General features: G+C 63.2%; 13 protein-coding genes. 9 read left to right on the plus strand and 4 right to left on the minus strand.

Features of this window, described 5'->3' with window-relative positions; translation table 11 throughout:
* Positions 1 to 52: 52 nt before the first annotated feature.
* Both HW554_RS07540 and HW554_RS07545 read left to right on the plus strand, forming a co-directional pair.
* Positions 53 to 964, plus strand: a complete 912-nt coding sequence (locus HW554_RS07540) for an NHL repeat-containing protein (RefSeq protein WP_176907970.1) — start codon at positions 53 to 55, stop codon at positions 962 to 964.
* A gap of 188 nt (positions 965 to 1152) precedes the next feature.
* Positions 1153 to 3807, plus strand: coding sequence for a S8 family serine peptidase (locus tag HW554_RS07545; protein WP_176907971.1), 2655 nt, complete (start codon positions 1153 to 1155; stop codon positions 3805 to 3807).
* 168 nt (positions 3808 to 3975) lie between these two features.
* Here HW554_RS07545 and HW554_RS07550 read toward each other — a convergent pair whose 3' ends face one another.
* A complete protein-coding gene (locus HW554_RS07550) occupies positions 3976 to 4782 on the minus strand; it encodes a M57 family metalloprotease (RefSeq protein WP_176907972.1) in 807 nt (268 codons plus the stop codon).
* A 512-nt stretch (positions 4783 to 5294) separates the two neighbouring features.
* On the opposite strand from HW554_RS07550, the gene ricT reads away from it, so the two are divergent.
* Both ricT and HW554_RS07560 read left to right on the plus strand, forming a co-directional pair.
* Positions 5295 to 6800: a regulatory iron-sulfur-containing complex subunit RicT gene (gene ricT / locus HW554_RS07555; protein ID WP_176907973.1), complete on the plus strand. Its 1506-nt coding sequence runs from the start codon at positions 5295 to 5297 to the stop codon at positions 6798 to 6800.
* 20 nt (positions 6801 to 6820) lie between these two features.
* Positions 6821 to 7321: a gliding motility lipoprotein GldH gene (locus HW554_RS07560; protein ID WP_176907974.1), complete on the plus strand. Its 501-nt coding sequence runs from the start codon at positions 6821 to 6823 to the stop codon at positions 7319 to 7321.
* Positions 7322 to 7466: 145 nt separating this feature from the next.
* Here the strand turns inward: HW554_RS07560 and HW554_RS07565 are convergent, their stop codons facing one another.
* Positions 7467 to 7658 (minus strand): cold-shock protein, encoded by a 192-nt coding sequence (locus HW554_RS07565; protein ID WP_116942996.1) that lies wholly within the window; start codon positions 7656 to 7658, stop codon positions 7467 to 7469.
* 178 nt (positions 7659 to 7836) lie between these two features.
* Here HW554_RS07565 and HW554_RS07570 point away from each other — a divergent pair, with 178 nt between their 5' ends.
* The 3 genes from HW554_RS07570 (at position 7837) to HW554_RS07580 (ending at position 11616) form a co-directional block, all read left to right on the plus strand.
* Positions 7837 to 8721: a hypothetical protein gene (locus HW554_RS07570; protein ID WP_176907975.1), complete on the plus strand. Its 885-nt coding sequence runs from the start codon at positions 7837 to 7839 to the stop codon at positions 8719 to 8721.
* A 171-nt stretch (positions 8722 to 8892) separates the two neighbouring features.
* Positions 8893 to 9627, plus strand: coding sequence for a phosphatase PAP2 family protein (locus tag HW554_RS07575; RefSeq protein WP_176907976.1), 735 nt, complete (start codon positions 8893 to 8895; stop codon positions 9625 to 9627).
* A 345-nt stretch (positions 9628 to 9972) separates the two neighbouring features.
* Positions 9973 to 11616 carry a MutS-related protein gene (locus HW554_RS07580; RefSeq protein WP_176907977.1) on the plus strand — a complete coding sequence of 548 codons (1644 nt, stop codon included), beginning with the start codon at positions 9973 to 9975 and terminating at the stop codon, positions 11614 to 11616.
* Between the two features lie 53 nt (positions 11617 to 11669).
* Here the strand turns inward: HW554_RS07580 and HW554_RS07585 are convergent, their stop codons facing one another.
* Both HW554_RS07585 and HW554_RS07590 read right to left on the minus strand, forming a co-directional pair.
* On the minus strand, positions 11670 to 12728 hold the full coding sequence (locus HW554_RS07585) for a ComEA family DNA-binding protein (protein ID WP_176907978.1): 1059 nt from the start codon (positions 12726 to 12728) through the stop codon (positions 11670 to 11672).
* Positions 12729 to 12852: 124 nt separating this feature from the next.
* On the minus strand, positions 12853 to 13836 hold the full coding sequence (locus HW554_RS07590; protein ID WP_176907979.1) for a hypothetical protein: 984 nt from the start codon (positions 13834 to 13836) through the stop codon (positions 12853 to 12855).
* Positions 13837 to 13963: 127 nt separating this feature from the next.
* Here HW554_RS07590 and HW554_RS07595 point away from each other — a divergent pair, with 127 nt between their 5' ends.
* Together HW554_RS07595 and HW554_RS07600 are read left to right on the plus strand one after the other, a co-directional pair.
* Positions 13964 to 14545, plus strand: coding sequence for a DinB family protein (locus HW554_RS07595; RefSeq protein ID WP_176907980.1), 582 nt, complete (start codon positions 13964 to 13966; stop codon positions 14543 to 14545).
* A gap of 168 nt (positions 14546 to 14713) precedes the next feature.
* Complete coding sequence (locus tag HW554_RS07600) at positions 14714 to 21007, plus strand: alpha-2-macroglobulin family protein (RefSeq protein WP_176907981.1); 6294 nt, start codon at positions 14714 to 14716, stop codon at positions 21005 to 21007.
* The last annotated feature ends 94 nt before the right edge of the window (positions 21008 to 21101 follow it).

Here is a 21101-nt window from a genome sequence, read left to right on the forward strand (position 1 = left end):
GGTATCCCACCCCATAAATCACCTTCTCCCCAGTTCCTTCGCTCCGCTCAGGATGACAGGCATTTTTGTTCGCTTCTTCCTTGTCTCGTTTCTCGCTTCGCACTTCTCACTTCCTGCTGCCGCCCAAACCACCGCACCGCCAGCCGGCTCGGTAGCCCCGGCGGGGCAGGCTGCGCCCGTGCTGCGCCTGCTCCCCGACACAACCGGCGCAGCCGGGGGATGGCAGTTGGTGCGCAGTGTGGCGCTGCCCCAGCCGGGCGCGGCCTCGCTGGACAGGCGCGGTAACCTCTACGTAACCGACCGCCAGAACAACCTGCGCCAGTTTGGCCCTGAGGGCGAGGCGCTGAACGTGTATGCCCCGCCGTTGCCCGGCCACGTAATGCAGGTAGAGGCTTGGAATACCGCCAAAATCCTGGTTTTTTATGATGACCGCCAGCAGGTGCTGCTGCTCGACCGGTTTTTGTCGCCCATCAGCGAGTTGCCCTTGCCCCAGCTGCTCGACGGCCAGGCCCGCGTTGTCACGCTGGCCCCCGACGACCGATACTGGCTCTTCAACGAATCGGACCTGACACTGCGGCAGTTCGACGCCACCCAGAAGCGGTTCACTATTACCACGCCGCTCGATATCCTGATTGGCCGCTCGCGGCCCGATTTTCGGTTTCTGCGCGAGTACCAGAACAACTTGTACTTGGTGGATAGGATAGGGGGCGTGTATGTGTTCGATAACCTGGGCAACTTCCGCAAGAAGCTGCCGCTACCGGGCCTGAGCTACGTGGGCTTCCGCGCCGACGAACTCTACTACCTGGGGCCGGCCGGCGAGCTACGCTTTTTCCACCTCTACAACCTCACCGAGCGTGCCCTGCCGCTGCCGCTGGCCGGCGTGCAGCAGGTGCTCATAAGCGACCAGTACGCCTACCTGCTGACGGCGGCCGGCGTACAGGTGTACAAAATACCAGGCAAGTAAAGGCGAGGTGCCGATGCAGATTACGTGACTTGACAATATTGGTCTGTCGGATAGGCGCTTGTGGGGTTTGAAAGGGGGGGGCTACCGCTTGGCGCGGACGGGTACTGGGAGGGTGCTGGCCAACGGTATTTCTGGTTATATTTGGAAACTGCCCGCCTGCACCGCTCCGCCACAACCACTTCGTCTGTATGCCCACTGCTCCGCTTCGCCGCGCCGCACGCTTTTTGCCGTTTGCGCTGCTTTTTACGCTGCTGAGCGCGGCCCTTTCTTTTCAGGTGGAAGCCCAGAGTCCGGTCCGACCCGTGCCGACACCCGCCCGGATGGCCCCCGAACTGCGACGGCCGGGCAGCTCCGGGCTGCGTGCCTTACGGGTCAGCGTGTCCAACGAAACGGCGTTCCGGCAATGGCTAGGGCGTAGCCATCCGGGTGCAGTGGCCGAGGCCGAACCACGCCAGCCCAACATGCTGCGGGTGCGTGGTGTTGGGGCGGCTGCCCTGGTCGAAAGCCCTTCGGTGCTTTTCGTGCAGAGCGCCGACCGTAAGGCGCGGCCCGAGCGGGAATTGGGCGGGCTCGATTTGGGGGCAAACAAAGTAACGGCTGTGCACGCCCGCTACCCCACGCTCACGGGGCAGGGGCTCACGGTTTCGGTGAAAGAAAGCCCTCTGGATATAGCTGACCTTGATTTTAAGGGCCGGCTGCTGGAGGCCGACCCGCTAGCTTCCCTGCTCAACCCGCACGCTACTATAATGGCTACCATCATTGCCGGGGGCGGTAACACCTCTCCCGACGGTCGTGGCGTGGCGTGGCAGGCGCGCATCGCTCAGTCGAGCTACGACAACCTGCTGCCCGACGATGGGGCCCTGCTTGCCGCGCGGGGCGTATCGGTTCAGAACCACTCCTATGGGGTAGAAGTGGAGAATTTTTATGGCCTTGAGGCCCGCGCCTACGACCAGCAGGCGCGGCAGTATCCCACGCTGCTTCATGTGTTTTCGAGCGGCAACTCGGGCCCGCGGCCGGCCCCCGCTGGCTCCTATGCCGGCCTCGACAGTGTGGCCAATCTTACCGGGGAGTTTAAAAATGCCAAAAACAGCCTTAGCGTGGGCGTTACCGATGCTTTGGGTGTGGTCAATCCGTTTAGCTCCCGTGGTCCGGCCGCCGATGGCCGGGTAAAGCCCGAGCTGGTGGCATTCGGCGACGGGGGCAGCTCCGATGCAGCGGCGCTGGTTTCGGGTATCAGCCTGCTGGTGCAGCAGGCCCACCAGCAGCGGCGCGGCACTCTGCCCGGTGCCGCGCTGGTACGGGCCACCCTGCTCAATTCGGCCGACGATGTGGGCCGGCCGCAGGTTGATTTTGTGGCGGGTTATGGCCAGGCCGATGCGCTGGGTGCCGTACAGACGATGCTCGACGGCCGGTTTATGGAAAGTACGGCCACCACCGGCCAGGAGCGAGTGTTTTCGGTTACCGTGCCTGCCGGTGTGCATCGCCTCAAAATAACATTGGCCTGGACCGACCCCGAAGCGGCCGCCGGTACGGCCACGGCCCTCATCAACGACCTCGACCTGACCCTGCGCCGGCCCGCCACCAACCAGAACTGGCTGCCCTGGACGCTGAGCGCCTACCCGCATCGCGACTCGCTGGCCCGCCCCGCCCGCCGCCGCCCTAACCACCGCGACAACGCCGAGCAAATCACCCTCGATACGCCCGTGGCCGGTACCTACGAACTGCGGGTGCGTGGCTTTGCCGTGCCTCAGGGCCCGCAGGCGTTCAGCGTAGCCTACGAGTTCGAAACGGGATTAAGCTGGGTAGCGCCCAACAAAGCCCGGGGCCTGGAAGCTGCCGGCGCCGGCCAGCTGCTGCGCTGGCAGTGGGCCGGCCCTGCCACTACGGCCCGGCTCGAATACAAGCCTGCGGGCCAGCCGGTTTGGGCAGTACTGAGCCCCAGCGTTAACCTGGCCGATAAGCTGTACCGCTGGACGGCCCCCGATGCTACCCAGCCCGGCCAGCTGCGGCTGGTGGCTGGCACTACAACAGTCGTATCCGATACGTTTTTCGTGGCTCGTCCGCTGGCACTTACCGTGGCGTACAGTTGCCCCCAGGAGGCGCTACTGACGTGGCGGCGGGTGCCCGGTGCCACGCAGTACCGGGTGTACGCCCTCGGCGCCACTATGCTCATGCCGCTCCGGTCGGTTGCCGATACGGTGCTGGTGCTTACGGCTTCCGAAGCCGCCGCCCGCTACTTTGCCGTAGCGCCGGTTATAGGTGGGCGCGTTGGCATGCGGGGCCCGACGCAGGATCTGGAGCAGGCTGGCAATGGCTGCTATGTACGGACCTTTCTGCCCCGCCAGCTGGTAACCGATACAGTGCAGTTCGACCTGACCCTGGGCTCTACCTTTCGGGTGCAGACGATAGCGCTGCAGCGCCGACGCCCCGACGGTAACTTTGAGGACGTCCAACTGCTGAATGCGGGGGCAGCCACCAGTCTGGTGCTTATAGATCCTGATCCTGTCACAGGGTATGCGCAGTACCGGGCGCGGCTCCGGCTTGATAATGGCAGCGAGGTCTACAGCCAGCCGGAACGGGTGTTCCGGGTGACAGATGCGGCAGCTGTGCTGATATATCCAGTGCCAGTAGTGGCCGGTGAGCCATTGCGCATTGTACTGCCTCCCAATGAAACTGCCAAGGTGCGTCTGTTCGACATGATGGGCCGGTTGTTGCGCAACGAGGTAGCTGAAGTGGGCATCATCAAGCGAATCGCCACCGATGCGCTGCGGCCCGGCACCTATTTGCTGCGTATCCGGCTACACTCCGGCCCCGAAATCACCCGGCGCGTTATGGTGCTGTAAGTAGATAAGCTGTTAGCCAGCCGTCACGAGCTCATGTCCCCGACCTGGCAAGCTAGCGGCCAAGGCATAGCGAAGTATAGTGCGCAAGCTGCGTACAATTAGCACAAATAAAAACCGCCCCAACTCAAACGAGTCGGGGCGGTTTTTACTAATTAACCAGCTAACAGCTTAGTACACGTAGTTGAGAGCCGTGCGGTCGTTAGCAGTGAAAGGACGGTCGCCGGTCGAGCCAATGCAGGCCAGCATCCACGAGTTCGGGTCGGCACCGGAAGGTGTACCAGGAATCAGGATGGCTCCAACGCCGCTGGAACCTTCGTTGGAAGCCGCCCCACCGCAGCTATAGGCGCGGTTGAAGTAGTCGGTGTGGCGGAAGCCGAGGCAGTGACCCATCTCGTGAGCCATGATAGTCGCTACGTTGGCGATGGTGCGGCTTCCGATTACGCTCGGAGCCAGCTGGAAGCCGGGCGCAGGATTACCGTTGGATGGGAAACCGCCCGAGCGGCCTAGTACGCCGGGGCCCAGATCGGCCGAGTACGTAATCGGCAGGTCGGCCTGCCCCGAGGTGATGCGGCGCATGGTAATACGCAGACCCTGTGCGTTGTAGCGGCGGATAGCTTCGTCGGCGGCCTGAACGTAACCGTTCGGGAACTGGCTCGATACGCTTACCGTCAGTACCCGGGGCAGGCGGCTTACTAGGTTGGTGGTACGGTACTGCTCATCCTGGCCCACACGTAGCAGGTTCTGCTCAGGCTGGCTGGCCAGCATTTCGTTGGTTAGCAGAATATCTCCTTCTACCACTACACCATCGTCCGTTTTTACGGCACCGGTTGCCGTAAAGCCCAAGGCTTTGATCTGGCTAATAGTCGCTTCCGATACCTCGTTCTTAACGGTAACGCTATCTTTTTCCTGACACGAGGAAAGGCCGAGGCCCAGTCCGGTAGCAGCCAACAAAGCCAGTAGAGTATTTTTCTTCATGGTGTTTGGTTGTGAGAGGTAGAATGGTGGAACAATGAGGTAAACATAGTGTATTATTGAAGATATTTCAAAATAAAAGGTACTTGATTGACGAAATCATATACATTATACTTTGCTTATATGGATTGTATAAAATGACGTAATCGGCTCATTTAATAGAATTAAAGCGGTTTATGTGGATTGTATGAAGAGAAAAATGTTTTTGCGTTTTGCGTGCCCAATCCGTGCGCTACTACCAATCCAACTCCTGTGGTGGCCATAGACGTTGCTAAATAGCCGGGCTTAGCTGCCCCGGCTATTTGGCTATCTTTGTCGATAACCCATTTCGTGCCGCTGGCTTATTGGTCGCGGACTTACCTATATAGATTCTCCAAGCCGTGGCTTGTTCCTCCTGTTCTTCCGGCGGCGGCGGTTGCTCTACTAATTCTACTACTTCGGGCTGCGGTTCGAAGGGTAGCTGTAGCAGCGGCTGTACCCGCCTCAATGTATTCGACTGGCTCCAGGATCTGGATATGCCCAGCGACTTTAAAGAGTTCGATCTTGTGGAAGTCCGCTTCAAGGGCGGCCGCAAGGACTTTTTCCGCAACCAGAGCCGCCTGCCGCTTATCACCGGCGACGCCGTAGTGGTGGAGGCGGCCGGCAGCGGCTGGCATCTGGGGCACGTTTCGCTGAAGGGCGAGCTGGTGCGTCTGCAGATGAAAAAGAAAAAGGTACCCCTCGACTCCAAGGATATCCGCCCTATTCTGCGGGTGGCTACCGACGATGATGCCGAGCGCTGGCAGGCCGTGCGCGACCTCGAAACGGGCACCATGTTCCGGGCCCGTGCTGTGGTCGAGGAACTGCGTCTGCGCATGAAGCTCTCTGACGTAGAGTACCAGGCCGACCGTACCCGCGCCACGTTCTTTTATTCGGCCGATGACCGGGTAGACTTCCGCGACCTGATCCGGCGGCTCGCCGATGAGTTTCGGGTGCGGGTGGAAATGCGCCAGATTTCGCTGCGCCACGAAGCCGGCCGCCTTGGCGGTATCGGCAGCTGCGGACGTGAGCTGTGCTGCTCCACCTGGCTCTCCGATTTTAAAAGCGTGAGTACCACCGCCGCCCGCTACCAGAACCTGAGCCTGAACCCGGCCAAGCTTTCGGGTCAGTGCGGCCGCCTCAAGTGCTGCCTCAACTACGAGCTCGACACCTACCTCGACGCGCTCAAAGACATTCCGCAGGTGCAACGGCCCTTGCTGACCGAAAAGGGCGAGTACACGCTGCAGAAAACCGATATTTTCCGCCGTAAAATGTGGTTTGCCGTGCGCGGCGACAACAACTGGGTGGTGCTGCCGGTGGAGCGCGTGCGCGAGGTGCTGGAGATGAACAAACGCGGCGAAAAACCCGATACGCTGCTTGTGCCCGTGCGCGAAGAGGAGCGGGCCCCCGAGGTAACGGCTATTGTAGAAGGCTCGCTGGAGCGCCTGGACGATAAAATAACCTCCTCATCGGGCGCTAAGCGCCCCAAGCGCGGCAAGAAAAAACCGACCGACGAGGCTCCGGCCACCGTGCGTACGCCCCGTTCAGGCCGGCCCGAACGCCCGACCCGGGCTGCCGCGCCCGATACCGATGATGCCTCAGCCCCCGTCAAAGCAGCTGGCCCGGCCGAAGGTACCGATGCCGCTGAGGAGCGTGCGCGGCCCCGCGGAGCCGCAGCCAAGCCTCTCAACCGCCGCTCGGGTCGCGGCCGGGGTAGCGAGAGCCGCAGTGGCGAAGGCCGCGGCGAAAACCGGCGCGGTGGGGGCAAAGCCGCCCCCGAAGGCGGGGCCACCGATGCCCCCCGGCCTGCCCGCGAAGGAGGACGCCCGCCCCGCAATGCCGGCTCGCAGGGCAACGCCGATGGTGGCAAGCCAGAAGGTAGCGAAGGCCGTTCGGCCGAGCGCCGGGGCCGTTCGGGTAGCCGCCGCACGGGCCGTTCGGCTGGCCGCGAAGGCCGCGCCGACGGCGGCAGCACCTCACCCTCACCTTCCGCCGACTCCTGATGGTTAGCCTTTCTGACTCTATGCACGCTTTGACGCGCGGATTTATAGTTTTGGTGAGCGGGCTGCTGCTGGTTGCCTGCGACCCGGCCGAGGTGTACGAAAAAAACATCGACCTGACCTCGCCTGCCGGCGACCCGTACGTGTGGGCCGTGCAGAATAAGCCTACGTTCGAGTTTGAAATAACTGATCCGGCGCCCCGCTACGACGTGTTTCTCAATGTCCGGAATACCGCTGACTACAGTTACTACAACCTCTACGCCCGCGTGACGCTCACCGGGCCCGACGGGCAGATTATCTCGCGCAAGCTGCACGATATGAACCTGATGGACCCTAAAACCGGCGAACCGCTGGGCAACGGCAGCGGCGACATCTTCGACCACCGCATTCTGGCCCTGCCCAACCAGGAGTTCAGCCAGCCCGGCACCTATCGGGTGCAGCTGGAACAGTACATGCGCCAGGACCAGCTGCCTGGTGTTATGGCCGTGGGCGTGCGCGTAGGCCGACGCGAAGCCGGCAAGTAGAAAAGCGGCAGCCGACGGATAACTGGTAATGCCAACCAAAAGCAAGGCCCCGCCCCGGCGAAACAAACTGTTTCGCCGGGGCGGGGCCTTGCTTTTGGTTGCAACTGGAAGGATTTTTTAACTGACTACCGAAAAAGATAGTCGCTTAAATCCGCTCCACTTTTACTGCGTTCTGGCCTTTGCGACCATCAACGATATCGAAGCTGACGCGGTCATTTTCGCGAATTTCGTGTACGAGGCCAGTCTGGTGCACGAAGATTTCCTGGTTGTCTTCGTCCTGTACGATGAAGCCGAAGCCTTTGGCTTCATTGAAAAATTTAACGGTGCCTGTTTTCATAAAGGTGTTAAATGGTTGAGGAAACGGTGGAAAGGAAAGCAAGAGAACGTGAAGTAAATACAATAACTAAGCGCGGTAAATCTACGCTGTTTTTTAAATCAACAAAAAAGCCCGGGTGCAAAACGTGGCTGCCGGGGCTGCGTATGTAACACCACTGCCACCTAAGCCTTCCGCATCCATGTCCGATAACACCCAGAAGCCCGCTACCACCCCCGAAAATCCCGCTGATGCGCTGCCAGTCGAGCTGCGCACCCCAGATAACACTGCCGCCGGGCAGCCGGTAGCCAACGACGAGTTCAACCACGAACAGAACGAGGTGGCCGGGGCCAGCCGGGGCGAATTCGGCCGCCAGTCGGACAAGGGAGCCACCCAGGGGGGCTACGGCAACGAGGCCAGCCGCGGTACCGACACCTACGCCGGCCCGCCGGTGCAGGCACCGGCTACCTCGGGCTACGTGGGCGAGCGAACCCAGAACGAGGACGGTGCGCCGTCGACCGAAAACGGCAGCTTTGGTACAGTAGCCGTGGGTGCCGGGCACGATGCTCCCGAGTCGGCCGTTGGGCCCCTGTTCGGCAACGATAACGATGCGCCTACCGGCACTGGCTCGGCATATGCCCAAAACTACGGTACCTCCTCGCTTGGCGGCCAATCCAATGCCGAGGTTGAGCCCGGTGGAACCCACCGTAACCAGCGCGAGGATTACACGCCCGGCCACCCCGAAGGTGGGCCCGCAGGCCAGCGCACCGGCCAAGCGGCGGGTAATGCCAGCTACGGCAGCAGCGAAGCAGGTGCCACTCCGCCCACCCGCGCCGACCGCAGCGGCTACGAGGCGGCGGGCTCGGCCGATGCGGAGGGCAGCGAGGCGCAGGGTTTCGGCTCGAAGGGCGGCTCCTACAACGATGAATACGACGACTCTACACCGGGTGCCACCGACGGCTCGCCCGCCAAAGGCGACTTCGACAAGCAGCAGGGCGCCGGCAACTATGGCGAAGCTTCGGATGAGCGCACTGATGCTCCAGACTCGCCCGACTATGGCTCGGTGCCCGGGTCGCCCAAGAAGTAGCCGTTTTACCCCGGTTTTTGGCCCGTAGCAACTGCCCGCTTGTGGCAGCGGCTGCGGGCCATTTTTTTCGGGCCGGCTGGCTAGTAATCGGCCGCTAAATCAGCTATATTTCAAGGTCTAAACAGCCTGAATATGAGAAGTCCTGCTTTGCACGCAATTCTGCTGTTACTGATGATACCCTGGTCGGTAGCTGCCCAGCCGACTGCCCGCCCCGATTCAGTTAGCCCGCCGGTTGTGCGTCCGTGGCTGGTGCGGCCCGCTACTATACGCGTTGCCGTACCCGTGTTGCTGGTGGCAATGGGTTACGCCAGCCGCAACGAGAATTTTCTGGATGAAGTGAAGGAACACGTGCGGCACGAAACCCGCGAAAACTTCCCGAGCTTCCATACCAGCCTCGACGACTACAGCCGCAGCGCGCCATTGGTAGCCACCTACGGCCTGTTTGCGCTGGGCATAAAAGGGGAACGGGGCATAGTGCCCTTTACTGCCTGCTTCGGCCTGGCGCACGCCCTGAACACGGGGCTGGTCAGCAACCTCAAGCACCTGAGCGCTACCCGCCGCCCCGATTCTCCTACCGATTTCAGCTCCTTCCCTTCGGCCCATACGGCCGATGCCTTTTTGACGGCGACGCTGTTGCACGAGCAGTTTGGGCGCGGTCGTCCCTGGCTGTCAGTGGCAGGCTACGGCGTAGCCACGGCCACCGGAGCCATGCGCATGCTCAACGACCGGCACTGGCTCACCGATGTAGTGGCGGGAGCCAGCATTGGCTTCTTGTCGGCCGAAACTGTGTGGCGGCTTTACCCCGTGTTGGCCCGCCACCTGCCCGGCCACCTGGGCCAGAAACTGCTGCTGCTGCCCACCTACGCCCCCGGCGGAACCGTTGGCGCGGTGCTGGTACTGCGGTAGAGGGGGCTGTTTCAGCTCGATATAAGGTAGCAGCTTGTTTTGGGTAGCCTCGTCGAGAATGCCGATTCTGCCTAGGTCGGTATGGCTGTCAGAAGGAGCAGCGACCTAGCAGGGCGGATGAGACGAGTCGAATAGCGGAGAACCCAGTACATTGCAACGGGCTGTTCGCGCTTGCTCAGTAGGCTTGAGGGGGGCGAATATTTCAACCTCAAGCTGTTCATGCCGAACAGCCCTTTTTCAGCCCCACGCATACCTCGCAACCTGAGTCAGCTACCTTTCGCGCTGCTCCCAACTACCGGCGGCCTCGCTTCACTGCCGCGGCCCTGGTAGCTCCCTCTGTTTCTCATGTGGACTTCTTCCCGCAAGCGCTTACGCCGCCTGGAGGCGGCCTGGCAGCAGCCGGCTTCGCATTCCCCCCACTTTCCCTGGGTGGCCCGCTACTACAACCAGGTGCAGCACGAGCCCGCCTACCACCGCCTGCCCGATCAAACCTGGGAGGACCTGAACGGCGAATTGCTCTTTGAGCTGCTCGATGCCACAGTGAGCCCAGTAGGCCAGCAGTGCCTGTACCACCGCCTGCGCAGTCCGCTCGCCGATGAAGCCGCCTTGCACGAGTTCGATGCGGCCGCAACCCTGCTGGCGCAGCAACCCGTGGCCCGAGGGCAGGCCCTGCTCGCCCTCGACCAGTTGACTGCCGACGAGGCGTACTACCTGGTCGATTTAATTAGCGGGGAGCCCTTACCCATTTTGCCCGGCGCCCGTTTTGCGCTGCTGCTCGCGCTGGGGCTGCTGGCCACGTTGCTCGGAGGCTTTTGGCTGCCCTTGCTCTGGTTGGCAACGGGGGCGCTTGCCCTCATCAATTCGATGTTTCACTTCTGGCAACGCGCGCGGATTCAGCGCATTGTTCGCCCCCTTATGCAACTGGGCCGCTTGCACCGCGCAGGGCGGGAGCTGCATCGAGTGGCTTTGCCCTTACGGCCGCTTGAACAGTTGGCTGCGCCCCTGGCCCGGCTGGGGTCTATTTTGCGGCAGGTAGCATTCTTTCAGGTGGAAGACAATTTGGCGATACTGGAACTGCTTAAGGCGCTGGTGTTACTCGACGTGCTGGTATATGGCCGCTGCCGGGTGGCCGTGCAGCGGCAAGCGCCCGCGATTCGGACCGTTTTTGAAGCAGTCGGCTATGTTGACTGCGCCCTGACGGTGGCCAGCTTCCGCCAGCGTTACGCCACCTGCGTGCCGCAGTTTGGGCCGGCGGCCGAGGGCATCCGGCTGCAAGCCGGCTACCACCCGCTGGTACCCGGGTGCGTGCCCAACGACCTGACCCTGACCGGGCCGGGTGTACTACTCACCGGCTCGAATATGGCGGGCAAAACTACGTTTATGCGCACTATAGGCGTAAACGCCCTACTGGCCCAAACCATAGCAACGTGCCCGGCCACCGCCTACCGCGCCCCTTTTTGCCGGGTGCTCACCAGCCTCACCCTGGCCGACAGCCTGCCCACGGGCAAAAGCTATTATCTGGTTGAAGCCGAAATTATGCGGCAGCTGCTGCTGGCCTGTAATGCGGACCCCGGCAGCTACCTGTTACTGCTGGATGAGCTGTTCAAGGGCACGAATACGCGGGAGCGTATCGCTGCCAATAAAGCCGTGCTGGCCTACTTGCAACCGCGCAGCTGGGTAATAGCGGCCACCCACGATGGGGAGTTGGGTGCGCTGTTGCAGGCACGCTATGTCGAATACCACTTTTGCGAAACGGTCACGGAGGAAGACTGGTATTTCGACTACCGACTCAAGGCTGGCCCGCTCACCACGCGCAATGCCATCCGGTTGCTGGCCCGCCTGCACTACCCGGCGCAGGTAGTAGCCGAAGCACAAGCAATCAGTGCCACCTTGGCTGCGCGGGAGCAACCTGATTTTGCGCAACCAACCACACCGGAAGCGCTTATTGCGGTGGCTGAATCAAGCAGCGAGGATAATATTTTAGGCTGAAGGGTGCAGTACAGCGACAATAGTCCGCATCGAGTGCCGCCTTCTACATTAGGCTATTTCAGCTCGATGTAAGGCAGCAGCTTGTCGTAGGTGGCCTCGTCGAGGATGCGGATTTTGCGCAGGTCGGTGGGCTGCTGAAAGGGGCCGTGCTGCTGGCGGTAGGCTACCAGCACGCGGGCCAAGCGCTTACCCAGGTACGGATGCGCCTGGAGCACTTCAAACGACGCTGTGTTGACAGCCAGCCGGGCCGGGCTGAAGCTGGGAGACACAAACGTGTATTTGCGCAGGCTGTCGATAAGGTCAGGCGCGTCGCGGAAAGCGAAAATTTCGGCTAGCTGGTCTTCCTGCCGGAAGCCGCCCAGCCGCTCGCAGTACTCCACCACCCGCCGCGCATACCCGCGCCCGATGCCCCGAATCTGCATCAGCTGGGTGGTGTCGGCCGCGTTCAAATCAAACGCCGCCAGGTTGCGGGGTTTGGGCACAAAACCCGGCTTGGTTTCGTAAGGCGGGCGCTCGGGAAACTGGCCGTTTTTGGCAAAAGCCCGTTGCTCGCGGGGCGGCAGCTGTTCGGGCAGCTGGATATAGGGCGCGAGGCGGGCATACGTGGTGTCGGAGAGGCCGTAGGCTTTGCGCAGCTGCTCCTTGGCCCGGAAACCGCCCACAACTGTGCGGTATTTTATCAGCCGCTCGGCCAGCCAGGCGGGCAGCCCCCGCGCCTGCCAGTCGCGGGCTGAAAACGTGTTGGGGTCGAAAGGAGCCAGCGGCACCTGAGGCACCCGCTCGCGGGCAACATAGCGGCGGCGGGGGTAGCGGCTGGAGTAGCGGTTCTCAAAATCGGGCCGAACGGTGCGGCGGGCGGCCAGCTCGGCGGCCCAGGCATTGAGGCGGCGCTGGTCGGGGGCCGGGTCGTATGCTGGCAGGGCGGGGCGCAGCAGGGCCGGTAGGAACAGCAGCAGCCCCAGCAACGCCAGCAGCACCACAAGCCCCGAAGTTTCGCGCCGCGAAAAGCCAAAGTAGCGCCGCACCGCCCGGCGCAGGCCCGCCAGCGGCCCGGCAGAGTTCTGGCGGGTACGACGGGAAGGTGGCTGGGGGCCCGAGGCGGCGGAAGGCATAACGGATACGGTTTAACACTATATAAGCCGCTCAGTTTAACCGGAATTCCGCACAAAATCAAATGTTGCCAGGATAACGGAATGACGTTCTGTTATCCTGGCAACCGGTAGCTGCCACCAACCACTATTCCCGCATCTTCACTTCTACTTCGTAGCGGTAGCGGGGCGGACCGCCGAGCGGAATGGCGAAGAAGGGCAGGGCTACGTCGTACTGGTCGGTGACGTAGAAAACGAGGTCGTTGGGAGCTACGGATAGGGTTATGAGTTGGAAGTCGAGCGAGAGGCCGTGCTCCTTGGCCACCACGGGGTGGGTGCTGGCGGCCCAGGTATTGTTGCCGCTTATGGTGGCCGGGTGGCCGTTTTTGGCCACGCTGAAAATCTTCATTTTAAGGCCCCCATCCAGGTCAAAGTTGCTTTGGCGGATGCTCACCACCCGGTCGTTGACGAAGGGATAGAGGTGGGTTTTAGCTCCGACGACCGACGTGAGCCGAAACGAGTATTCGTAGGTAAAGGCGTTGCCGCCCTCTACGGGCACGTTTTCGGTGGGCGAGGAACTCAGGAAATAGCGGTACAGGTTGCCGTCGTCGCCGCGCAGGCCCTGGGCAATCAGCTTGAACACGTAGCCATCGAACTCGGGTGTCAGCTCGCCTTCGAGCGGGTTGAGGGGGCCAAAGGTGTACCAGCGGTTGTCGTAGGTAGGCTCGGCGCCGAAGGTTTTCTGGGCCAGCAGCGTGCCGGCGCGGTACTGGCCTTTGGGGCTGATGGCGCGGGCATCGGGGGCCGAGTGGGCATTGGCGCCGCCGTAAAGGCTGAAGTTGGTGGTCGTGTTCCAGCCGCCCTTCGGTTCGTCGTGGCGGCCGCCGCAGTCGGGGTCGAACACGCGGATGTACACCGGCTGGCGGCGCTCTTTGGGCACCAGAAAAAAGAACGTCTGGCTGAAGTCGTCGTCGCCCCAGCTGGGGTCGGCCTGCGCCCCGAACGTAATCAGGAAGGGGATATTCTCGCCGGGGTTGGGCGCGGCCTGGGCCTGCGCCTGCCCCGTGGGCAGCAGCAGTGCCCCCAACAGCGGCAGAATAAGGAGAACGAAGCGCGGAAAGAGCAAAAGCATAGTCCGAAAGTAGCGCCCGCCCGGCAATTTCCCGGCAATTGGCGCCTAAATTGACCCACTGCCGTTGCCGAACCGGCTGGCTTCGCGTATCATTACGGCATAAACCCGCCCACCGCTGCCCGCTTCTATGCCTGCTTATCCTGTTGCTACGACCGAATTTTTGGATGCCCTGACCGCTGATGTGGAGCGGGTGCGCGAGGTGGCCAACCGCCGTTTCCGGCCGCTGGGCAGCGACCAGCTTAACCGGGGGCCGGGGCCAGGCCGCTGGAGCGTAGGCCAGTGCCTGGAGCACCTCAACCTGATTGGCGGCCTGTACCTGCCGGTTATCAACCGCAAAATTCAGGCGGCCCAGCAGCGCGGCACCCGCCCGGCCACCACCGTGAAGCACGGCTATTTCGGCCAGAAGCTGACGGCCGCCATGCGCGTGCCCGCCGCCGAAAAGCCCCTTAAGTCGCCGCAGCAGTATGCGCCCAGCGGCTCGCGGCTGCCGGGTACGGTGGTGGAGGTGTTCACCCGCCAGCTCGACGAACTGAGCAACCTGCTCAGCCAGGCCCGCCGCATCAACATGAACGCCATTCGTATTCCCAACCCGGTACTTCCGCTGCTGTTGCCGCCCCTGCCCGACGTTTTCGAGCTGCTGGTGGAGCACCTCAAGCGCCACCTGCTGCAGGCCGAGCGCGTGCTCGACGGGCTGGCAGGCAGCGAGTAGAAAGGGGAGAGGGGAAGCAAAGGGGCAACTGTGGGTGTAGGACAGCTGCAGTATGATTACCAAGGGGCAGGCGTGTTATTTCACGCGCTTATCTCGGAGCCGTGTGGAATCCGGCAGCAGCGGGCATCAAGGGAGTATCCGAACACGCATTTCCTTCGTTTTAGCCCTATGCGCCCCTTCCTGCTTAGCCTGTTGGCCCTGCTGATGCTGCTGACTCCCGGTTCTTCGCAAACCAGCCCCGCCGACCGCCCCGATGATGGGCCGAACTCCGCCACCTGGCGTAAAATCGACCAGTTGCTGGCCAAGGGCCAGACGGCCTCGGCCGCTAAGCTGCTGGAGCCGCTCTATCAGCAGGCCCGCCGCCGGCCCCAGGCGGCGCCCGAGTATGTGCGCACATTGCTGTATAAGCTGCGCCTGCTCGAAAATAAGGAGGAAGAAGCCGATGTGAAGGGAATTGCGCTACTCGAAGCCGATGTGAAAACGGCGCAGTTCCCGGCCCGGCCGGTGCTACACAGCCTGCTGGCCCAGCTCTACGGCCGCTACTACGACCAGCACCGCTACCAGCTCTACGACCGTACCAACATTGCCGCCCGCCCCGACACGGCCGACCAGAGCCGCGCCGACCTGCGCACCTGGGACGCCGCCCGTCTGGCTGCGGCGGAAGTACGCCACTACCAATCCTCAGTGGCCGACGAGCCCCGCCGCCAGCAGCAGCAGCAACTGGCCGAGTTGGGCTACCTGAGCCGCGGAGCCGATGCCGCCGGCCTTGCCCGCCGCCCCACGTTGTATGATTTGCTGGCATTCCGGGCCGTGGAGGGCCTGGGAAACGACGAGCTCTACCTCACCAAGCCCGCCCAGCAGTTCCGCCTGACTGACCCCGAGCTGTTTGGCCCCGCCGCCGGGTTTGCCCGCCTGCAGCTGGACGCCCCGGCCGCCGACTCGCTCAATGGACAGTTCCACGCGCTGCAGGTGCTGCAGCAGCTGCTGGTGTTCCGCCTCCAAAACGCCGCCACGCACCCCGAAGCCCTGGCCGCGGCCGATTTGCAGCGCCTGGAGTTCGTGCAGCAGCACGCCACGCTGGAAAACAAGACCGAACTGTACCGCGCTGCCCTGCGCCGGGCCGCTGAATCCTACCGGGCCACGGCGGTGGCTGCCGAACTCGGGGCCGCCGAAGCTGCCAGCTGGGAAGAAGACGAGCCTGCCAACGCCCACGCTTTGGCGTTGGCCGTGGAAAAGCAGTACCCCAAGTCGCGCGGGGCCGGACAGGCGGCCGCCCTGCGCCAGCGGCTGGAGCGCGTGGAAGTTGGGTTTACGACCGAGGCTGTATTGCTGCCCGGTCAGCCGTGGCTGCTGCAACTGACTGTGCGCAATGCCCCGCGCCTGTACGCCACGGCCTACCGGATCAGCCACGCCCAGCAGCTGCGGCAGCTGGAGGGGCCGGAGCTGTATCAAAATAAAACGCTGCAGCAACGCTACGTCCGCGCCCTGGCCACCAAGCCGGCCACTACCTGGACGCTGGAGGTGCCCGGCCCCGCCGATTTCCGCAGCCACACCGTGCAGCACGCCGGTCCGGCGCTGCCGCTGGGCCGCTACCTCATTGTGCTCAGCACCGCGCCCACCAGCCCCACCAAGGAGCAACCCGGCATTATTACGGCCTACAGTGAGGTGCCGGTGAGCGAGCTAAGCTACCTGCGCCGCAGCGCCGCCGTCAACGACGGGCCCGAACTGCTGGTGCTGCACCGGCAGTCGGGCGCACCATTGCCGGGCGTGCGGGTGCTGGCTCTTGCGCATAAATACAATCAGTTTGATAAGATTAGGGGGGCAACCAACTACGTTCGCCAGGCCCCGCAAACCACTGATGCAAAAGGCAAGGTGAGTCCTCTAGTGGGAAAATTGCCCGGCGACATTACGCAAATCAGGGCGCTACTATTCTCGCAGGGCACCGATTCGTTGCTGATAAACGACTATCTGACCCACTTTTCCCGTCCGCGCAGTGAATCTGCCGAGCGCACCCAGCGCCGCACTTTTCTCTATACCGACCGCGCCATTTACCGGCCCGGCCAGACGCTCTACTTCAAGGGAATTCTAACCGAAGCCCTGGCCAGTAAAGCCACGCCGCTGCCCAAAACGGCGGTTTCGGTGCGGCTGGTGGATGTGAACGGCCAGACCGTGCAGACGCTGCGCTTCACGTCCAGTGAGTTCGGCTCCTTCCACGGCTCGGTAGTGCTGCCCACGGGTCTGCTCAACGGCCAGATGCAACTGCAGACTGACAACGGGAGCATAGGATTCTCTGTCGAGGATTACAAACGGCCTACCTTCCAGGTGACGCTGGCGACGGTGCAGGGTACGCCCGTGCTGGGGCAATCCGTAACGGTGCGCGGCACGGCTACGGCCTACGCCGGTCAGCCCGTTGATGGGGCCACGGTGCAGTACCGGGTGGTGCGGCGCACGTTCTGGCCCTACTACGGCCGTGGCTTCTACGGCGGCGGCGGCGGCAGTCCGGCCGAGCAGGAAATTGCCAGTGGCACGGCCCGTACCGATTCGGCCGGCGGTTTTGCCCTAACCTTTGTGGCCCAGCCGGGCGAGGCCAGCCCCGGCGGCCGGCGCGGCCCCAACCAGCCCGGCTACGTGTTCGAGGTAACGGCCGACGTGACGGATGCGGCGGGCGAAACCCGCACCGGCCAGCAGCGCGTCAGCCTCGGCACCGCGGCCCTCACGTTGCGCCTGCAGCTGCCCGCGCTGCTCAACCGCGCCGAATTATCTTCCAAAGAAAAACTACAGCTACTGACAACTAATGCCACCGGCGAGGCGCTGCCTGCCACCGGCGAGCTGCGCCTCTACCGCCTCATGCCACCCCCTACCGCCTTCCGGTCCCGCCCGTGGGCGCGGCCCGAGCGCGAGGCGCTGAGCCGCGAGGAGTTTGGCCGGCAATTCCCGCGCGATGCCTATGCCCAGGCAGACAACGACAGCACCTGGGCCCGCGCATTGGTCGTAACGCTGAAATTCAACACCGAAAAAACGCCCCAGCTGCCCGAACTGGCTGCCCAGCTGGCCCGCCAGGAGCCCGGCCGCTACCTGCTCGAAGCTACTGCCGCGCCCGTTAAGGCCAACCAACCGGCCGCGAAGGCCGAACAGTTCTTCACCCTCTTCGACCCGGCCGCGCGCCAGTTGCCGGTGCCTGCTACCGATTGGTTTGTATCCTTGCAGGACAGCATCCGGCCCGGTGGGGTGGCCCGCTTCCTGGTGGGCAGCTCGCTGGCCGAGGCCCGCGTGCTGCTAGCCGCCGAAGTCAACGGCCAGCCGCTGCGCTCGGAGTGGCTGACGTTGCGGGCCGGTGAGCAGCGTGTGGTGGAGGTGCCCGTACCCGCCGCGCTGGGCGAGGGCCAGCTCTACGTGCACCTCACGCAGGTGCGCGATAACCGCCTCTACACCCACATGGCCCCGGTGCAGGTAGCCGAGCCACCCGCCCCACTGGTGCTCGACATTGCCACGTTCCGCGACAAGCTGCAGCCCGGCCAGCAGGAAACCTGGCGCGTCACCATCAGGCAAACCAATGGCAAACCAGCGGATGCCGAGCTGCTGGCCACGCTCTACGACCAGTCGCTCGACGCGTTTCGACCCCACAATTTCACGGCACTGAAATTTCCTCAGCGCTATTTCCCGCGTGGGTTGGCTTGGCAGGGAGCCTTTGGGGCAAAATACGGAACGCTGCTGCTGGCTGCCCGTCCCGGCGCTGCCCGCATTGTACCAATCCAGTACCCCGAGCTAACCATGTGGGGCTTTGGTAGAGGTGTTGAAATGAAGGCTGTTGAGATGGTGATAGAAACCAAGGCCTACGCAGTAGCTGATGCGGCTACCGGGGCCCCTGGAGCGCCAGTGCGGATTAGGGGTAGCCGCTCAATGGCGTTAATGGAAATGGCTGATTCCAGGCAGCTCAACGAAGCAGTAGTGACCGGCCTCAGCGCCCCTAACCCGACTCCCCAACCCGACCTCTCGGCCGTGCAGGCCCGCACCGACTTCCGCGAAACGGCCTTCTGGCTGCCCGCGCTGCGCACCAATTCCCAGGGCGAAACCGTGCTCGAATTTCAGATGCCCGAGGCCGTGACGCGCTGGCAGCTGCTGGCCCTGGCCCACGACCGGCAGCTGAATTCGGGCCTGCTGCGCCGCGAACTGGTAACCCAGAAGAAGCTGCAAATAACGGCCAACGCCCCGCGCTTTTTCCGCGAGGGCGACCAGCTCATCTTCCAGGCCAAGCTCAGCAACCTCACCGACGCGGCCCTGGCCGGCACCGCCCAGCTGTTCCTGCTCGACGCCCGCACCCAGCAGCCCCTCGAAGCCCGGCTGCTGCAAAGTCCTGCCCAGTTACCATTCAGTCTGAAAGCCAACCAAAGCCAGGCCCTAAGCTGGAGCCTCACCATCCCCGAAACCGCCGAGGGCCAGCTGCCCCTGGAGGCCGTAACCTACAAGGTGGTGGCTTCCGCCCAGTTGCCAGTTGTCAGTGGTCAGTGGTCAGGCAAAGAGAAGCGCCAGCGCCGCAAGAATAAACTGACAACCAACACCCAACAACTAACAACTATTGAAGATGGCGAGCAGAACACGCTGCCGGTGCTGCCCAACAGACTGCTGGTAACCGAGAGCCTGCCGCTGCCGATTGTGGGGCCGGCTACGCGCGAGTTCGAGCTGAAAAAACTCACGAGTACCACGTCGGCTACCCGGCGCAACTACTCGCTCACGCTGGAGATGACGCCCAACCCGGCCTGGTACGCCGTGCAGGCGCTGCCCTACCTGATGGAGTACCCCTACGAGTGCTCCGAGCAGGTGTTCAGCCGCCTCTATGCCAACCTGCTGGCGGCCAAAATTCTGACTAGCAATCCGGCGCTGAAAACCACGCTGGTCGAGTGGCAGCGCGCCGCCCAGGCTGGCGACAAAGCGGCCCTGAGCAGCAAGCTGGAGCAGAACCAGGAGCTCAAAAACCTGCTGCTCCAGGAAACGCCCTGGCTGCGCGACGCCCAGAACGAAACCGAGCGCATGCGCCGCCTCGCCGAGCTGTTCGACGAGCCCCGCCTGAAAGCCGAAACCGCCCGCGCCCTGGTCAAGCTGCGCCAGCAACAGCTGCCCGATGGGGCGTTTCCGTGGTTTGAGAAGATGCCCGCCGACCGCTATATCACCCAGCTCATCGTGGCCGGCTTTGGCAAGCTGCAGCGCCTGGGGGCATTCGATGCCCTAAAAGACGAGCAGGCCCGCCCGCTGCTACAAAACGCGCTGGCCTACCTTGATGGCGAGCTGCAGCAGGACTACGCCCGCCTGCGCAAGCAGCCCAAGGTCGATTTGAAGGCCGATAACCTGAACGACGTGCAGATTCAGGCCCTGTACGCCCGCAGTTTCTGGCCGGCGCCGGCCGTGCCAAAGACCGCCCAGTCGGCCCGGAGCTACTACCAGCAGCAGGCCGCCACCTACTGGCCCGGCCGCACCCGCTATCTGCAGGCCCAAACGGCCCTGGCCCTGCACCGCGCCAAAGTGCAGCCCGCCGCCGTGGGGCAAATGATGACCGCGCTCAGCGAAAACGCCCTGCACAACGACGAGCTGGGTATGTATTGGAAAGATGTGCGCGCCGGCTACTACTGGCGCGAGGCGCCCACCGAAACCCAGGCCACGCTCATCGAGGCCTACGACGAAATCCAAAACGACCAGAAATCGGTGGATGAAATGAAGCTCTGGCTGCTTAAGCAGAAGCAGGTGCAGAATTGGGCCAGCACCCGCGCCAACGCCGACGCCTGCTACGCCCTGCTGCTGCGTGGCTCCGACTGGCTGAAACCCGCCACCGAGCCCCTCGTGGTAACGGTAGGCGGGCAGCCCGTCCAACCCACCAGCCAGCAGGTCGGCACCGGCTACTACAAAATCACCTGGCCCGCCGCCGACATTACGCCGGCCCAGGGCCGCGTAACGGTGCGCAAGCCCGATGCCGGCGTGGCCTGGGGGGCGCTGTACTGGCAGTATTTCGAGCAGCTCGATAAAATTACGCCCGCCGCCACCGGCCTGCAGCTGGAGCGCCGTCTCTACCGCGAGCAGCGCACCGCTGCCGGCCCGGTGCTGGAGCCGCTCACGCCCGCCAGTCCGCTGCGCGTGGGCGACGTGCTGGTGGTGCGGCTAGTGATGCGCTCCGACCGCGACCTGGAGTACGTGCACCTCAAGGACCAGCGCGCTGCCGGCCTGGAGCTCATCGGCCAGAGCAGCGGCTACCGCTACCAGGGTGGCCTGGGCTACTATGAAAGCCCCCGCGACGCGGCCACCAATTTTTTCATCAGCTACTTTCCCAAGGGCACTCACACCTTCGAATACCGGTTGAGGGCGGCGCAGGCGGGCAATTTCAGTGGCGGCCTTTCGCAGCTGCAGTGCCTCTACGCCCCCGAGTTTACCACCCACTCGGCTGGTACGCGGGTAAGCATTGCAGAGCAGAAATAGCGTGGGCCGGAAGTCTTGTCGGGCGCGTTGCTGCCAGCCGGCGAGGCTTCCGGAAACCGGCTGTTCCACGGGTCGGCTGGGTATTGCCTTTGAT

It is taken from the genome of Hymenobacter lapidiphilus (genome assembly GCF_013377885.1).
Taxonomy (GTDB): Bacteria; Bacteroidota; Bacteroidia; order Cytophagales; family Hymenobacteraceae; genus Hymenobacter; species Hymenobacter lapidiphilus.